This window comes from Burkholderia arboris, assembly GCF_038723655.1.
GTDB lineage: Bacteria > Pseudomonadota > Gammaproteobacteria > Burkholderiales > Burkholderiaceae > Burkholderia > Burkholderia arboris.
Genome location: NZ_CP109821.1, coordinates 1,452,376 through 1,467,603, shown reverse-complemented (window position 1 = coordinate 1,467,603; position 15,228 = coordinate 1,452,376). Strand labels below are relative to the sequence as shown.

The window sequence follows — 15,228 nt, the reverse complement described above, 5'->3', positions numbered from 1 at the left end:
CTTTTTCCGGATACCAACAACAATGCGAACCATCTTCTGGGAACTGGTCGCGGGCGTCACGGGCGTGCTCGTCGTCGCGACCGTGATCGGCGCGATCCTCGGCGCGCGCAGCGGCGGCCAGAGCTCGACCATCGTCAACCTGAACCAGCGCATCCGCGCGTGGTGGGCGATGATCGCGATCATGGCCATCGCGATCGGCCTCGGCAACAACGTCACGTATCTCGTGTTCGCGCTGCTGTCGTACCTGACGCTGCGCGAATTCATCACGCTCACGCCGACGACCGCGAGCGACCATACGACGCTCTTCATCGCGTTCTTCGTCGCGATCCCCGTGCAGTACCTGCTGCTCGGGATCAACTGGTACGGGATGTATTCGATCTTCGTGCCCGTGCACCTGTTCTTCGCGATGTCGCTCGTCTCGGCGCTCACGCAGGACACGCGCGAATTCCTGAGCCGCAACGCGAAGATCAACTGGGCGCTGATGGTGTGCGTGTACGGCCTGAGCCATGCGCCGGCCGTGCTGATCCTCGATATTCCGCGCTACGCGGGGCAGAACGCGCTGCTGCTGTTCTTCTTCCTGTTCGTCGTGCAGATCAGCGACGTGCTGCAATATGTGGTCGGCAAGCTGTTCGGGCGCCGCAAGATCGCGCCGCAGCTGTCGCCGTCGAAGACGATCGAAGGCTTCGTCGGCGGCGGTTTGCTGGCCACGCTGTGCGGCGCGTCGCTGTATCGCGTGACGCCGTTCAGCTTCGGCGCGGCCTTCGGCATCTCGCTCGCGATCGTGATCGCGGGCTTCGTCGGCGGGCTCGTGCTGTCGGCCGTCAAGCGCTCGCTCGGCACGAAGGACTGGGGCTCGATGATCGCGGGCCACGGCGGGATGCTCGATCGCGTCGACTCGATCTGCTTCGCCGCGCCGGTGTTCTTCCACCTCGTCCGCTACCTGTACGTGTGATGCACGGGCGGCGCCACGCCGCCCGTTCCCGCGCGCGACGGCTCAGTAGCCGTCGCGCAATGCCTTCGGCACGACGTAGCGGCCGCGTGCCGCGTCGAACGTCACCGTATGGCGTGCGCGGATGGCCTTGTCGCCGCGCGTGCCCGTTTCGCTGACCGTCAGCGGATAGACGTCGCCGGTGCCGGTCAGGTCCGGCACGATCTCGAAGCGGCGCTCCTCGCAGCGAGCGTGCGCGTTCGCACATTCGGTCGACTCCGCGTTGTCGAGCGCCTCGTCGATGCGCGCCGCCGCCTGCACCAGCGCGTTGCCGTACGGCAGCCAGATCGAGCGGAAGCTTTGCGTATAGCCTTGCCGCATGTCGCGTTCGCCGATGACGAACCCGAACACGTGCGGCCCGAGCCGCTCGATGCGCACCGTGCCCGGCTCGCCGCGCGTGCCCGACGCGATCTCCGTTTTCTTCACGACCGGCTCGAGCGTCTTGCCGTCGGCCGTCGGCTTCAGCACGTACAGGTCGATCGTGCCGGTCGACGCGTCCGCATCCATGCCCGGCGTTCCGTTCTGCACGGCCGCTTCGGTTTCGCCGCACACCGCGAGCAGCGTGCGCGCGCCGTCCGCGGTCGCGACGCGCAGCGAGCCGCACGGCGCGTAGATGAAATCGTCGCCGTCCGCCTGCCAACCCTTGCGGTCCGCACGCCAGTTGCCGTAAGTGTCGTGGATGAAGGTCTTCAGTTGATGGTCGGGCTGGGCCGGCTCGACGGCATAAACGGGCGACAGCGCGGAGAGCGCCGTCAGTACCGCGAGTGCACCCAGTGCAGCAAGCGAAGCCGCGAGCGGCTTGAGACGTGTGTTCCGGTGCGGGACTGTCATGACGAGGTTCGTTCTGGTCGGAAGGATGGGCGGTGAATGGTTGCGGGCGCGCCCGATCACGGTTGCCGTGGCGCGATGCCGGTGCCGTCCGGCTTCAGCCGCGCGGTTGACACCCATCCCTCGGCCATGCCGCGCGTGCGCGGATTCAGGTAGACAATCGACGTGAAACGGCCATATTCGGTCCGCGCATCGACGTGGTCGTGCTCGACGATGAACAGCCCGTCGATCCGGCATGCGTCGTCCGGCGCGGAAAAGAACGGCAGGCGCCCCTTGCCGGTGACGACACGCCCGGCGTCGCTACCTGTCACGAAATCACCCTGCCCCTGTGCGCGGCGGTTCAGCGCGTCGCAATCGACGGCACCGCGCACCGGCGCAGCCGGCGCATCGCACGCCGACACGGCACGCGACAGCGCGCGCCGGTCGATCTTCAGCACGTCCGGCCGGTCGGGATCGCGTGTGATGTCGAGTGCGCGCATCGCCTGCGTATCGAGCGTCACCCAGCCGATCGTCGCTTCGCGATTGGGCGTGCCCGGGTGGTCGGGCACCGTGAACAGCCGGATGCGGTAGAGATGGCCGTTGCGCTCGTCCACGTCGGCATGGATGTCGTGCCGCGCCATCGCGGTCTGCCGCAGCGCCGGTACGATCAGCGCCGTCAATTGCGCGTTGCACGACGCCGGCGGCGCAGCGGCCGCCGATTGCGCGGCCAGCACGCCCGCGCACGCCAGCCCGGCGCCCACGGCGAGTGCCGCACACCGGCCGCGACGCATGCCCTCGCCATTCGCGCCGGCCGGCGTTACGATCTCGTTCTTCACTCCAGGCTCCGTTCGATGCACGCGGGAATCGGTCCGCGAGGCCGTAGCGTACACGCACGGCGCGGCACCGCAAGCGTCGAATCGCCGGCCCGACATGGACACACGCATGAACCTGACCTTGCAGGACGTCGCCTGGCACCGCTCGGTCGGGCGGCTCATCGAGTCGCTCGACCAGCCGGGCTTCTGGCTGTCGCTGATCCGGCTGATCGAGGAATACGTCGCGGTCGACAGCTGGGTGGCGCTGATGTTCGGCGAAGGCCGCCCGCTGGTGTTCGCCGAATGCGCGTACGAAGGCGGCGGCCCCGACCCGCTGTTTCGCGACTACGTGCAGGGCCTGTACCTGCTGGATCCGTTCTACATCGCGAACCGCGATGCGCCGGCCAGCGGCCTGTTCCGGCTGTCCGACGTCGCGCCCGAGTGCTTTCGCGACACCGAGTACTACACGCGCTATTTCACGCACAACGTCGTCGAGGACGAGGTGCAGTTCAACGTCGTGCTCGACGACACGCGCACGCTGTGCCTGTCGCTCGGCAGCAAGCGGCGCTTCAGCCCCGAACAAGTGGCACTGCTCGACCTGGTGCGGCCGTGGATCGTCGCGCTGATGCGCCAGCGCCTCGCGTACGAGCGGACACCCGCCGAATCCGCGCCGTCGCGCCCGGCCGGCGCCGGTGCTGACGCGAGTCACCGCTTCGAGCACGCGATGGCCAGGCTCGGCACCCCGCTCACCGCCCGCGAACTCGACGTGATCCGGCTGATCCTGAGCGGTCGCTCGAACAAGGAAGTCGCAAACAAGCTGGAAATCTCGGCGGAAACCGTCAAGGTGCACCGGCGCAACATCTACGCCAAGCTCTCGATCAATTCGCAGTCGGAACTGTTTTCGCTGTTCCTGAAGGCGCAGACCGATGCGTGATGCGCAGCGCCGCCGCGATCTGGCCCAGACGCGGGCAATCCCCGGCTGACGTCCGCACGCCGCTCGCGTAAGGTCCGCGTATCGTTCAGCCTCCCGGGCACCCCGCGATGCACCTCTCTCCACCCGCTTCACCCGGCCACGCCGGCCCTGTCATCGGCGTGCGGCCGCAGACACTCGGCAATACGATCCGGGCGGCCGGCACCGCCGGGTTCGCCGATGCCGTCGCCCGCTTCGTCAACGAGAGCCTCGTCACCGACGCGATCCATCTCGAACGCTGGCGGCCCGACCCGGGCGCCGCGTCGGGTTATCTGATCGAATGGCTCGGGAGCTGGGGTGACCGGTATCAGGAGCTGTGCGCGCTGATGGATGCGTACTATCTGGATTTCTGGCAAACCGATCCGCTCATCGAGCCGGTGCGCGGCACGACCGGCACGCTGCTGCTGCAGCGGCACGTCGGCGGACTGCCCGACGGCGATTTCCGCCGGCGCTTCTTCGACGAACAGCGCGTCACGCAGGAATGCATGCTCGTGCACGGCAATGCGAACGTCCAGTATGCGCTGTCGGTCACGCGCTCGACCGGCCAGGCCGCATTCAGCCGCGACGAGCTGTTCCACCTGCGGCAGATGTCCGACCTGCTGTTCCCGTTGCTCGAAATGCATGCGCGCTCGTGCGCCGCGCGCCGCATCGCGCCGGCGGCCAGCCACGCGCCGTCGCATCACGGCTTCGACACGCGCATCGCGCGCCAGGACGTGCGCCTGTCGCGCCGCGAGCAGGAAATCTGCAAGCTTCTGCTGAGCGGCCGCTCGGTGCCGGAAGCCGCAACCCTGCTCGACATCCGCCACTCGACCGCCGAAACCTACGTGAAGCGCGCGTTCGCGAAGCTCGGCGTGCGCACGCGCAGCGCGCTGTTCGACTGGGCGCTGATCGACGGCTGAGCGTTTCGCGCGCCGATCCCGTCTATCGACCGCGCCGTCCGGGCGTCCTTGCGGATTCGGTCGGTACTCGCCCGTTCACGACGCCCTCCGGCAGCCACTGATTTCCGTATCCGTTCACGCCTCCGTCGATACCTGTCGCGAGTTCAATACCCCCGACGGGTTAACGCGTCGGCGGGATGGGAAACCGTAAGGATCGGCGCATACTAGGCCCTGTTTCCAACCGCTCCGCCGCGTGTCGCGACGGGCCACTGCTCCCGAAACCGCCCATGAAACTGAAGCTCGACATCGTCCAGCTCGCCGGCCGCGACGGCGACACGCACTACAACCTGCAGCGCACGCTCGACGCCATCGCGACCTGCGCGCCCGGCACCGACATCGTGATGTTTCCGGAAGCGCAGCTCACCGGCTTCCTCGATCCGTCGAATCTCGCGGAAGTCGCCGAGCCGCTCGACGGCCCGAGCGTCGGCGCGGTCATTGCGGCTGCGCGCGCACGCGACGTGGCGGTTGTGGTCGGGCTGATCGAGAACGACGGCGGACGCTTCTACAACACGACCGTGTTCGTCACGCCGGACGGCATCGCGCTGCGCTATCGCAAGACGCACCTGTGGGTGAGCGAGCACGGCGTCGTGCTGCCGGGCGACCGCTACGCAACGGTCGAATGGCGCGGCGTCCGGATCGGCTTGCTGATCTGCTACGACAGCGAATTCCCGGAAACCGGCCGCGCACTCGCCGCGCTCGGCGCCCAGCTGATCCTCGTGACCGACGGCAACATGGAGCCGTACCGCAACGTCCACCGCACGTCGGTGTCGGCGCGCGCGATGGAGAACCAGGTGTTCGCGGCAGTCGCCAATCGCGTCGGCGACAGCACGCACGACGTCGTGTTCGCGGGCGGCAGCCTCGCGGTCGATCCGTACGGCAACGTGATGTTCGAAGCCGGCAACACCGAATCGCGTCATGCGCTCGAACTCGACTTCGACCAGCTCGCCGCATCGCGCGCGGTCTACGACTATCGGCGAGATCAGCGCCTGCATATCGCTGGCGAACGCATCGAGCACGCGAACGGACGTCGCGAGCTGCTGATTCCGTGACCCGCACCTGCCTGCCCGCGGCGGCGACGCCACGCGTCACGCCGGATCGGGCACCTCGATCGCCAGCAGCGCCGAACTGACCGACTTGCCGTGCGCGTCGAGCGCGAGCGAACGCGTCACGCCCCCCCCGAGCGCATCGCGCAGCACGAAGTTGAATGCACCGAGCGCCGGCAGTTCGTAGCGCACGACGTCGCCGTGCACGATGCCCGCGAGCCATGCCTTCACCGCTTGCGCATCGAGATGCGCGCGCAGATGATCGAAATGACGCGGATCGCGGCAGATGACCGATACGTTCAGCGTATTGCCCTTGTCGCCGGTGCGCGCATGCGCGAGTTCACGCAGTTGCATCATGCCTCCACGAATGAAAACGACGGTGTCACGGCCGCACGCGGCAGCAGCACCGACTGCACGGCGATCACCTCGCGTGCCGACTTGAACGCGCCGCCGCCGCCGGCCGGCCCGTTCGTATAGAGCGTCTCGACTTCATTGCCGATCCGCGCGGCTTCGGCGGCGCTCGCCGTACGGCCGGCCACCCGCACGCGCACCTCGGCCGGCTCGCCGCGCTCGGCCGGCGTTGCGTCGCCATACAGGGAATCGATGCCGATCAGGTCGAAGCGCCACTCGGTCGCCGCGACGCCGGTCAGCGCCAGCCGTTCGCGGACGATGTCGCGCGCGAGGCGCGCACGTTCGAGCGCGCCCGGCCCGCCGTACGAAATCTGGCCTTCGCCGATCCAGCCGTCGACGTAAGCAACCGACACCTTCAGCGTATCGGGTCGCGCGCTTCCACGGCCGCCCGTCACGCGCACGCGGTCGGCCGCCTCCTCGGCAACCGCCACATGCGTGAAATCGGCGACGACATCGGGTTGCAGATAGCGCGCCGGATCGTGAATCTCGTAGAGCAGCTGTTCCTTGCAGGTCGCCGCGCTCACGCGGCCGCCCGCGTGCGGCACCTTCGTGACCACGACCGAACCGTCAGCCGCGACTTCGCCGATCGGGAAGCCGAGCCGCGCCAGGTTCGGCACGTCCTTGTAGCCGGGATCCGCGAAATAGCCGCCCGTCACCTGCCCGGCGCATTCGAGCAGATGGCCGACGACGGTCGCCTGCCCGAGCGTGTCCCAGTCGTCCATCCGCCAGCCGAACGCGTGGATCAGCGGCGCGGCAAACAGCGACGGATCGGCGACCCGCCCGGTCAGCACGATGTCCGCGCCTGCCGCGAGCGCGTCGACGATCGGCGCGGCGCCGAGGTACGCATTCGCGGACACGATGCGATCGCGATACGCGGCGACTTCGTCGCCCGACTCCTCGAAACGGAACGCGCCGCGCAGCACGACGTCGAGCACGTCGTCGCCTTCGACTGCCGCGACTTTCAGCCCCGCGATACCGAGCGACTGCGCGATCTGCGCGGTGTGCCGCGCCGCCGCGCGCGGGTTCGCGGCGCCCATGTTCGACACGATGCGCACGCGTTTCGCCGCCGCGACCGGCAGCACGGCGTGCATCCGCGCGTCGAGCAACGGGTCGTAGCCGAGCGCCGGATCCTTGCGCCGCGCCTGCTGCGCGATCGCGATCGTGCGCTCGGCCAGGCATTCGAACACGAGATAGTCGAGTTGCCCGTGTTCGGCCAGCTCGACCGCGGGCTCGATCCGGTCGCCCGAGTAGCCGGCGCCCGCGCCGATGCGCACGCGCCGTTCAGGTTGCTTTGCTGTCATGTCCGTCCCGTCGTCCGGCGGCTTGCGCCGCCGGTAAAAATCAAAAGATGCCCAGCACGACGCATGCGATCGTCATCACGATCGACGCGCCGAACAGCAGCGGAAACGTGAATTTCTGGTGCTCGGCCAGCTCGATGCCGCACAGGCCGACGACGAGGAACGTCGCGGGCGTCAGCGGACTGACCGGAAACCCGGTCGTCATCTGGCCGAGCAGCGCGGCCTGTCCGACCTGAACGGCCGGCACGCCCAGCTGGCCGGCCACTTCCGCGATGACCGGCAGTACGCCGAAGTAGAACGAATCCGGGTCGAACAGCATGCTGAGCGGCATCGACGCAAGGCCGAGCACCACGGGAATGTGGCCGGCCATCGACGGCGGCACGAAGCCGACCGCCGCCTGCGCCATCGCCTTCAGCATCCCGCTGCCCTGCATGATCCCCGTGAACACGCCGGCCGCGAGCAGGATGCCGGCCATCATCAGCGCGGCGCGTGCATGCGCGTCGATGCGCTTTCGCTGCATGTCGACGTCCGGGTAATTCACCATCAGCGCGATGCACAGCCCGACCATGAACATGATCGCGGGCGGGATCTTCTCGCCCATCACGACCATCGTGCCGAGCACGACGAGCGTCAGCACGAGGTTGAACCAGAACAGATGCGGCCGGCGCAGCGCCAGTTCGTCGGGCGTCAGTTCGCGTGTCGGCAGCGGGATCGACGCATCGCCGCGCGACAGGCCGAGCCGCTTCTCCTCGCGCCGCCCGAGCCAGTACGCGACGCCGAACACGAACGCGAGCCCGATCGCCTGCACCGGGATCAGCGGATTGAACAGCGCCGACACCGGCAGGTGCAGCGACGCCGACGCGCGGATCATCGGCCCCGTCCACGGCAGGAAATTGATGCCCGCCGCCATCGACACGGCGGCGGCCAGCACGCGCCGGTCCATCTTCAGCCGGTCGTACAGCGGCAGCACGGCCGGAATCGTCACGAGAAAGCAGACGGCGCCCGAGCCGTCGAGGTGGATCAGCAGCGCGAGCAGCGTCGTGCCCATCACGATGCGCGTCGGCCGCGTGCCGACCGCGCGCAGGATCCGGTCGATGATCGGGTCGAGCGTGCCGGCATCCGTAATCGTCCCGAAATACAGGATCGCGAACACGAACATCCCGACGACGGGCGCGAGACCCTTCAGCCCGTCGATGACGAACTTGCTGGTGTGCAGCCCGAAGCCGCCGATCAGCGACGCGGCGATCGGCACGATGATCAGCGCGACGAGCGGCGACATCCGCTTCGACAGAATCGCGGCCAGCAGCACGACGATCGTGCCAAGCCCGAGTAACGGCAGCATCCGTGTCTCCTACCTTGTCTTTTGTTGGAGACGAGCGTAAGGTCGGCGCAGCGATAGCACAATTGAAATGATTTGATCGCAGCAATCACGAACCGTTATGGATCTGAATCTTCGCGACATTCGCGCGTTCGTCACCGTCGCGCAGGCCGGCAACTTCACGCGCGCGGCCGCGCGCCTGCACCTGTCGCAGCCGGCGCTGACCGTGCAGATCCGCCGGCTCGAGGAAATCGTCGGCGCGCGCCTGTTCGACCGCAACAGCCGCAGCGTCGCGCTCACGCAGACCGGGCGCGAACTGCTGCCGCTGCTGCAGCGCTCGCTCGACGACATGGAGCGCGTGCTGCGCGATGCGCGCGCGCTCGGCGAAGGCACGAGCGGCACGGTGCGGCTCGCGTGCCTGCCGACCTTTGCATCCAGCATGCTGCCCGAGCTGATCCAGTCGTTCCGGCGCGACGTGCCGCGCGCGGGTTTCGAGATCCGCGATGGCGTCGCGAGTCTCGTCACCGCGCTCGTGCGCAACGAGGAAGCCGATCTCGGGCTGACCGGCGGCGACACGTTCGATGCGTCGCTGGAGGTGCTGTATGCGGGCACCGACCGGCTCGTTGCCGTGTGCCCGAAGGATCATCCGCTCGCGCGCAAGCGGCGCGTCACCACCGCCGACGTCGCCGGCGTGCCGCTCGTGCTCACCGCGCAAGGCACCAGCGTGCGCAGCGTCGTCGATGCCGCGCTCGAGGCGGCCGGCTGCACCCCCGACATCGCGTGCGAACCGACCTACATGATGACGGCCGTCGCGATGGTGCGCGGCGGCCTCGGCGTGACGATCCTGCCCGCGACCGCGCGCGAGGTGCGCGCCGAGCCCGAGCTGGTCGCGAAGCCGATCGACGATCCCGCGTTCGTGCGGCCGATCGCGCTCGTCACGAAACGCGGGCGCACGCTGCCGCGCGTCGCGCAGGCGTTCGCCGAAACCATGCTCGCGGAATTGAACAAGCGCGCGTGAATCGCGCGCCCTGATGGGGAATGGCCGGTCGCCCGGCGCTTACTGCGCGTCCGGATCGACGTGCAGCGATTCGCCGATCGCATAGAAATTGCCGCCCGCGATGTAGTGCAGGCTGCGCAGCGCGGGATCGGCCGATTCGAAATACCAGTGCCCGTCGCGGAACACGCGCGTATCGGACCATGCACCAACCACTTCGCCGATGAACAGGTCGTAGGTCTGCTGGTTGTGCGGCTCGGGAATCAGCTTGCATGCGAGCCAGCCCGAGCAGCCGGCGACGAACGGCAGGTCATGCCCTTCGACGTCGAACAGCGTGACGCCCGCTTCGCGCAGCTTGTCGGGCCGCTCCGCGAGGCTGTGGCTGCCGACCGCATGCGTGAGCTGCAGTTGCGCGGCCGTCGGCACCTGGATCGCGAACGTGCCGCTGCGCTCGACGAGCTCGCGCGTCTTCGCGGACTTGTCGAGCACGACCGTCAGCTTCGGCGGCAGGAAGTCCAGCGCGCACGCCCACGCGGCAGCCATCACGTTGTCGACGCCGCCGTGACGGGCCGACACGAGCACGGTCGGGCCGTGGTTGAGGAGACGGTAGGCTTTCTTCAGCTCCACCGGAGCGATGTGACGGTCCATACGGGTTCCTTGGAGAACGGCGCGCACGGACGGATGCCGTGCGGCGCGGCGCCGGCCGGCGCACCTGCGCGCACGTGCCGGAGGCCGCATTCTCGCACCCAAATTCAATCGGCGCTGACGGCGCCGCCGGTCACTTCGCGAACAGCTGGCCGATGTCGCGGAACGCCTTGAATTCGAGCGCATTGCCGCACGGATCGAACAGGAACATCGTCGCCTGTTCGCCGACCTGCCCCTGAAAGCGCACATACGGCTCGATCACGAAGGTCACGCCGAACGAGCGCAGCCGCTCCGCCAGCGCTTCCCAGCTCGGCCAGTCGAGCACGATCCCGAAATGCGGCACCGGCACGTCGTGCCCGTCGACCGCATTCGTGTGCGCGCCTTCCTGCGACGCGGTCTTCGGATGCGCGTGGATCACGAGCTGGTGCCCGTAAAAGTCGAAGTCGACCCACTGCGCGCTCGAACGCCCCTCTTCCAGCCCGAACACGCGGCCGTAGAAATCGCGCGCGGCCGGCAGGTCGTAGACCGGAATCGCCAGGTGAAACGGGGAAAGACTCATGGTTGCCTCGTGAAGGAACGCTCGCGTGGCGCGAGGACGGCACCATGGTAGACAAGGTCAAGCAAAAATTAAATCAATATATAATTTCGCGATTCACAAACGGAATTGATGAATGATCCGCGAGCTGAAAACCCTCGTCGCCGTCGCCCGGGAAGGCACGTTCGCCGCCGCCGGCAATCGTATCGGGCTCACGCAGGCGGCCGTCAGCGCGCAGATGCAGCGCCTCGAGGCCGAGCTCGGCTTCGCGCTGTTCGACCGGCAAGGCCGGTCGGCGCGGCTCAACGAGATGGGTCATCACGTGCTCGACCAGGCGCAGGCGCTGATCGGCCTGTACGAGAACCTGAGCTCGACGGCGCCCGGCTCGCCCGCCGCCGTGCGCGTGACGATCGGCGCGATCGCGTCGGTGCAGAGCGCGCTGCTGCCGGCCGCGCTGGCCGATTTCCATCGCCGGCATCCCGCGTGCCGGACACGCGTGATCCCGGGGTTGTCGATCGAGCTGGTCAACCGGGTCGATGCGGGCGAGATCGACATGGCTGCGATCATCCGCCCGCCGTTTTCGCTGCAGAGCGACCTGCACTGGACGACGCTCGCGCAGGAACCGTTCCGGCTGATCGTGCCGCGCGGCGTGAAAGGCAAGGACTGGGCCGAGCTGCTCGCGAGCGAGCCGTTCGTCCGCTACGACCGCGCGTCGTTCGGCGGCCGCCAGGTCGATCGCTTTCTGCGCAAGATGCACATCGCGGTGCGCGACACCTGCGAACTCGACGAACTCGATGCGATCGTCAAGCTGGTCGAGAACGGCGTGGGTGTCGCGATCGTGCCGCAGACCGCCGTGTATCGCCGCTGGCCTGCCGGCGTCCGCGCGATCGACCTCGGGCATCACACGTTCCACCGCGACATCGGGCTCGTGCATCGCGCGCGGCGCACGATGTCGGAACCTGCGCAGCAGCTGGTGCAACTGATCGAAGACGCGTCGCGGGTCGGCGCGCCGCCGCGGCCGGCCTGACCTGCGCGTGGCGGCTCAGCGCCGCCCGGCCGCCCAGTCGAGCACCGCGTCGAACAATGCGACGCCCGCCGGCGACAGGTTCGTGAACGTGTCGTTGTCGAGGAAAAACATCACGCGCCGCGCCGGCGCGAGCGCTTCGTAGTCCATCGTCGCGCCCTTCTCGTACGCGAAGATCGCGGCCTTGTCGGGCTGCCCGTACACGGTCGCGATCGTGATCGCGCCGAGCCCCGGCTTGCCCCAGCTCATCGGCGCCTGCTTGCCGTACACGTTGGTTGCGCCGGCCGGCAAGCCGGCCGCAATCGGATGCGGCGCATTGACGAGCCACAGGTAGCGCTCCTTGCCGGTTTCGCCGAAGTCGACGTCGTGCCGCTTGCCCGTCATCGCGAGATCGTCGAGCAGGTCGTTTTCCCAGGTGACGAGCGGCTTGTCGAGCGTGCGCCAGCCGGGCCGCACGTTCTTCGACGATACCGTCGACGAGATCACGATCACGTCGGCGTCGCGCGCCGCATCGGGCGTGGCCGACTCGTCGATCAGGCGCACCGCGTAGCCGCGTTCGCCGAGATGCTGGCTGATGCGTTCGTCGACCTTCAGGTTCGGGCCGCGCAACTGCACGAGCATCGCGACGCGCGTAACCGCCGGCGGCGCATCGGCGGCGCACGCGGGCACCGCGACGCCGGCGCCGAGGCCAGCGGACAGTGCGAGCACCGAGCCCGCGATCGCGCGCAATGCGCGGCGCCGTGCGCCGTCGGCAACGGCGCGCGCGGCGCCGGTCTTCATCTTCAGGTTCATCAGGGGGTTCTCCGACGCCGCGCGCCGGCATGGCGGCCGCGCGGCAAGTGCATGGTCAGAACTGCAGCGTGGTCAGCAGCGACACCTGTCGCGCGTCGCCGATCGCGACGAAGTAACGGTTCGCGCTCGACGGGTAGTAGGTGCGGTTGAACAGGTTCTTCACGTTGAGCTGGAACGACAGCTTCTGCTTGCCGATCCGCGTGTCGTAGGTCGCGAACGCGTCGGCGAGCACGTACGACGGCAGCGTGAAGCTGTTCGCCGAATCGCCGGGCCGTGCGCCGACATAGCGCGCGGCCGCACCGATGCGCAGGTCGTCGCCGCCGGTCACCGTGCCGAAGTCGTAGACGGCCGCGAGCGACGCGGTGTGGCGCGCGACGTTCCACAGCTGGTTGCCCGCATACAGCGGATCCTCGGTCGTTTTCGCGTCGATGTATGCATAGCTCGCGATCACGTTCACGCGTTCGCCGATCTTGCCCGACACGTCGAGCTCGACACCACGCGAGCGCGCCTTGCCCGACGTGCGCCAGTCGGTCAGCTTCGTCGTGTCGTTGTACTGCGACACGAGCACGTTCTTCTTGTCGATGTTGAACAGCGCAAGCGTGCCGGTCATCCCGCCCGGCAGGTCGAGCTTGCCGCCCACTTCCCACGCGGTCGCTTCCTCGGGCGGCGTCGCGCCGTCGATGATGTAGCCCGTCATCGGCGCGATCGACGACGACGGCTTCAGCGACTGCGAATAGCTGCCGTACAGCGAGAACGCATCGGTCCACTTGTAGACGATGCCCGCGCGCGGCAGCCACTTCGAGCCGCTGAGGTCGGTGTTCGCCTTGAACGGCCGGCCGCGCCCCGCGACCTGGTTGTACGTGATGTAGCGGATCCCGCCCGACACGATCCACTTGTCGGTCAGGTGAACGGTATCCTGGAAGAACGCGGACGCATCGTGCAGCGTGTCGGTCTGGTCGCTGTCGCTCGCGGACACCGTGCTCGACGGCGGCAGCAGCCCGTACACCGGATCGACATAGCTGAACGGCGTCTTCACGGCCTGACGCAGCATGTCCTTGCGATAGATGCGGCGGTATTCGGTATCGAAGCCGACCTGCACGTCGTGCCGCATCCCCGCGAGCGTCAGCTTGCCGTTCACGTAGCCGATCCCGTAGCTGTCGGTGCTGAGCGAGCCGTGCGTCGCATCGTTGCTGCGCGTCATCGTGCCCTTCACCGGATCGACGCCCGTCGTGCGCAACTGGTTCGCGTCGTAGGTTTCGCGGTTGTAGCTGTAGCCGAAGTGCGCGCTCCAGTCCGCGTTGAACTGGTGATCGACGGTCAGTTGCGCGAGATGCGATTCGCCGTCCATGTTGTTGAACGGCTCATCGATCCGCCGCCGCGCGGGAATGTCGAGCGGCGCATTGGTGCGCGGATCGAGCGCGGTGCCGCGATCGAACGGCGAATGGAACTTGCGGTACTGGTAGGACACCGCGACCTGCGTATCGCGCCCGTACCATGCGAGCGACGGCGCGACGAAGGTCTGCCGGTTCTCGCCGAAGTTGCGCCAGTACTGCTCGTTCGACTGGTCGACGATCAGCCGGTACGCGAGTCGCGAATCGCCGACCGGCCCGGTCGAATCGAACGTCACGCTGCCGCCGTTCTTGCCGTGCCCGAACGTCGACGCGCCAAGCGAAATCGCGTTGTAACGCTTGAGCTGCGGCTGCTTGGTGACGACGTTGATCATGCCGCCCGGATCCATCAGCCCGTACAGCAGCGACGTCGGCCCCTTCAGCACCTCGACGCTGTCGACCGCCGCGTTGAACGCACGGCCCTGCACGAGCGGCATGCCGTTCTGCATGATCGAGCCGTCGCGGTTGCCGCCGAAGCCGCGCTTCATGATCGTGTCCTGCGTGCCCGCGAGCGTGTTGCCCTGCGTGATGCCGCTCACGTTGCCGAGCGCGTCGTCGAGATTGCGCGGCCGCTGGTCGCGCAATACCTGCGCGGGCACGATGTTGACGGCCTGTGCGGTGTCGAGCAACGGAATCTCCGAGCGCAGCACGCCGGCTTCCTTCGGCGCGCGATAGCTTTCGGCACGCAACGCGCTGGTGCGCACGTCGATCGCCGGCAACTCGGCGGCCGGCGCGGCGCCCGCCGCCACGGGCCGGGCCGCCGAACCGCCGGCGCGCGTCAGCGTGTAGCCGCCGCCGGGCTGGCGCAGCGCGACGAGCCCCGTGCCGGCCAGCAGGCGGTCGAACGCGCCGTCGACGTCGAACCGGCCGCGCACGCCGCCGCTCGTCAGTCCGGCCGTCATCTCGGCCGGAAACGCGAGCAGGATGCCCGCCTCGCGCCCGAACCGGTTCAGCGCCGCTTCGAGTTGGCCGGCCGGAATGTCGAACGCGCGGCGTGACGCACGCTGCGCGGCGGGCGCCGCGTCGGCGCCGGTGTCGGCCAGCGCGGGGAGCGGCAGCAGCGCCGACAGCAGGACGGCGCCGGCCAGTCGGCATGCAAGACAGCCCGGCGCGGCCGGGCGCGATGCGCGCGGCAGGTGACGGGCGGGCGCCGGACGGCGCCGATACGTGAGGCGGATGGAAACCATGATCGAAGAGTCGGTGGGCGATGGGCCAGTGCTGCTTTCAATACCCATGTCACGCGAACATCGAGAAACAGCTCAGGC

15 protein-coding genes are annotated in these 15,228 nt (G+C 68.3%); 6 read left to right on the top strand and 9 right to left on the bottom strand.

What is annotated here, in order from left to right; all coding sequences use genetic code 11:
- Positions 1-22: 22 nt before the first annotated feature.
- Positions 23-952: a phosphatidate cytidylyltransferase gene (locus OHZ10_RS06935; RefSeq protein WP_059234885.1), complete on the top strand. Its 930-nt coding sequence runs from the start codon at positions 23-25 to the stop codon at positions 950-952.
- Positions 953-994: 42 nt separating this feature from the next.
- Here the strand turns inward: OHZ10_RS06935 and OHZ10_RS06930 are convergent, their stop codons facing one another.
- Both OHZ10_RS06930 and OHZ10_RS06925 read right to left on the bottom strand, forming a co-directional pair.
- Positions 995-1,819, bottom strand: a complete 825-nt coding sequence (locus OHZ10_RS06930) for a hypothetical protein (protein WP_059234887.1) — start codon at positions 1,817-1,819, stop codon at positions 995-997.
- Positions 1,820-1,875: 56 nt separating this feature from the next.
- On the bottom strand, positions 1,876-2,631 hold the full coding sequence (locus tag OHZ10_RS06925) for a hypothetical protein (RefSeq protein ID WP_174992096.1): 756 nt from the start codon (positions 2,629-2,631) through the stop codon (positions 1,876-1,878).
- Positions 2,632-2,737: 106 nt separating this feature from the next.
- On the opposite strand from OHZ10_RS06925, the gene OHZ10_RS06920 reads away from it, so the two are divergent.
- From OHZ10_RS06920 to OHZ10_RS06910, 3 genes are all read left to right on the top strand, one after another.
- Positions 2,738-3,541: a LuxR C-terminal-related transcriptional regulator gene (locus tag OHZ10_RS06920; RefSeq protein ID WP_342704038.1), complete on the top strand. Its 804-nt coding sequence runs from the start codon at positions 2,738-2,740 to the stop codon at positions 3,539-3,541.
- Positions 3,542-3,648: 107 nt separating this feature from the next.
- Positions 3,649-4,476, top strand: a complete 828-nt coding sequence (locus OHZ10_RS06915) for a helix-turn-helix transcriptional regulator (protein ID WP_342704036.1) — start codon at positions 3,649-3,651, stop codon at positions 4,474-4,476.
- A gap of 266 nt (positions 4,477-4,742) precedes the next feature.
- Positions 4,743-5,564, top strand: a complete 822-nt coding sequence (locus OHZ10_RS06910; protein ID WP_059234891.1) for a carbon-nitrogen hydrolase family protein — start codon at positions 4,743-4,745, stop codon at positions 5,562-5,564.
- Between the two features lie 36 nt (positions 5,565-5,600).
- Here the strand turns inward: OHZ10_RS06910 and OHZ10_RS06905 are convergent, their stop codons facing one another.
- The 3 genes from OHZ10_RS06905 to OHZ10_RS06895 are packed head-to-tail and all read right to left on the bottom strand — an operon-like array spanning position 5,601 to position 8,609.
- Positions 5,601-5,912 (bottom strand): AtuA-related protein, encoded by a 312-nt coding sequence (locus OHZ10_RS06905; RefSeq protein WP_059236821.1) that lies wholly within the window; start codon positions 5,910-5,912, stop codon positions 5,601-5,603.
- Positions 5,912-7,270: an acyclic terpene utilization AtuA family protein gene (locus OHZ10_RS06900; RefSeq protein ID WP_342704035.1), complete on the bottom strand. Its 1,359-nt coding sequence runs from the start codon at positions 7,268-7,270 to the stop codon at positions 5,912-5,914. Before OHZ10_RS06900 ends, OHZ10_RS06905 begins: the two co-directional genes overlap by 1 nt.
- A gap of 40 nt (positions 7,271-7,310) precedes the next feature.
- A complete protein-coding gene (locus OHZ10_RS06895) occupies positions 7,311-8,609 on the bottom strand; it encodes a citrate:proton symporter (RefSeq protein ID WP_342704034.1) in 1,299 nt (432 codons plus the stop codon).
- Between the two features lie 97 nt (positions 8,610-8,706).
- Here OHZ10_RS06895 and OHZ10_RS06890 point away from each other — a divergent pair, with 97 nt between their 5' ends.
- Positions 8,707-9,603, top strand: coding sequence for a LysR family transcriptional regulator (locus OHZ10_RS06890; protein WP_342704032.1), 897 nt, complete (start codon positions 8,707-8,709; stop codon positions 9,601-9,603).
- Between the two features lie 39 nt (positions 9,604-9,642).
- Here OHZ10_RS06890 and OHZ10_RS06885 read toward each other — a convergent pair whose 3' ends face one another.
- Together OHZ10_RS06885 and OHZ10_RS06880 are read right to left on the bottom strand one after the other, a co-directional pair.
- Positions 9,643-10,227 (bottom strand): flavin reductase family protein, encoded by a 585-nt coding sequence (locus OHZ10_RS06885; RefSeq protein WP_342704031.1) that lies wholly within the window; start codon positions 10,225-10,227, stop codon positions 9,643-9,645.
- A gap of 130 nt (positions 10,228-10,357) precedes the next feature.
- Positions 10,358-10,783, bottom strand: coding sequence for a VOC family protein (locus OHZ10_RS06880; RefSeq protein WP_059234901.1), 426 nt, complete (start codon positions 10,781-10,783; stop codon positions 10,358-10,360).
- Positions 10,784-10,895: 112 nt separating this feature from the next.
- Here OHZ10_RS06880 and OHZ10_RS06875 point away from each other — a divergent pair, with 112 nt between their 5' ends.
- Entirely contained in the window at positions 10,896-11,786 is an 891-nt protein-coding gene (locus tag OHZ10_RS06875) for a LysR family transcriptional regulator (protein ID WP_342704029.1), read from the top strand.
- Positions 11,787-11,801: 15 nt separating this feature from the next.
- On the opposite strand, the gene OHZ10_RS06870 is transcribed toward OHZ10_RS06875, so the two are convergent.
- Together OHZ10_RS06870 and OHZ10_RS06865 are read right to left on the bottom strand one after the other, a co-directional pair.
- On the bottom strand, positions 11,802-12,575 hold the full coding sequence (locus tag OHZ10_RS06870; RefSeq protein ID WP_342704027.1) for a hypothetical protein: 774 nt from the start codon (positions 12,573-12,575) through the stop codon (positions 11,802-11,804).
- A gap of 55 nt (positions 12,576-12,630) precedes the next feature.
- Positions 12,631-15,198: a TonB-dependent receptor gene (locus tag OHZ10_RS06865; protein WP_342704025.1), complete on the bottom strand. Its 2,568-nt coding sequence runs from the start codon at positions 15,196-15,198 to the stop codon at positions 12,631-12,633.
- Between the last annotated feature and the right edge of the window lie 30 nt (positions 15,199-15,228).

Coding starts and splice junctions, on each gene's coding strand:
- OHZ10_RS06935 (WP_059234885.1), top strand. CDS start 23: ATGCGAACCATCTTCTGGGAACTGGTCGCGGGCGTCACGGGCGTGCTC.
- OHZ10_RS06930 (WP_059234887.1), bottom strand. CDS start 1,819: ATGACAGTCCCGCACCGGAACACACGTCTCAAGCCGCTCGCGGCTTCG.
- OHZ10_RS06920 (WP_342704038.1), top strand. CDS start 2,738: ATGAACCTGACCTTGCAGGACGTCGCCTGGCACCGCTCGGTCGGGCGG.
- OHZ10_RS06915 (WP_342704036.1), top strand. CDS start 3,649: ATGCACCTCTCTCCACCCGCTTCACCCGGCCACGCCGGCCCTGTCATC.
- OHZ10_RS06910 (WP_059234891.1), top strand. CDS start 4,743: ATGAAACTGAAGCTCGACATCGTCCAGCTCGCCGGCCGCGACGGCGAC.
- OHZ10_RS06905 (WP_059236821.1), bottom strand. CDS start 5,912: ATGCAACTGCGTGAACTCGCGCATGCGCGCACCGGCGACAAGGGCAAT.
- OHZ10_RS06900 (WP_342704035.1), bottom strand. CDS start 7,270: ATGACAGCAAAGCAACCTGAACGGCGCGTGCGCATCGGCGCGGGCGCC.
- OHZ10_RS06895 (WP_342704034.1), bottom strand. CDS start 8,609: ATGCTGCCGTTACTCGGGCTTGGCACGATCGTCGTGCTGCTGGCCGCG.
- OHZ10_RS06890 (WP_342704032.1), top strand. CDS start 8,707: ATGGATCTGAATCTTCGCGACATTCGCGCGTTCGTCACCGTCGCGCAG.
- OHZ10_RS06885 (WP_342704031.1), bottom strand. CDS start 10,227: ATGGACCGTCACATCGCTCCGGTGGAGCTGAAGAAAGCCTACCGTCTC.
- OHZ10_RS06880 (WP_059234901.1), bottom strand. CDS start 10,783: ATGAGTCTTTCCCCGTTTCACCTGGCGATTCCGGTCTACGACCTGCCG.
- OHZ10_RS06875 (WP_342704029.1), top strand. CDS start 10,896: ATGATCCGCGAGCTGAAAACCCTCGTCGCCGTCGCCCGGGAAGGCACG.
- OHZ10_RS06870 (WP_342704027.1), bottom strand. CDS start 12,575: ATGAACCTGAAGATGAAGACCGGCGCCGCGCGCGCCGTTGCCGACGGC.
- OHZ10_RS06865 (WP_342704025.1), bottom strand. CDS start 15,198: ATGGGTATTGAAAGCAGCACTGGCCCATCGCCCACCGACTCTTCGATC.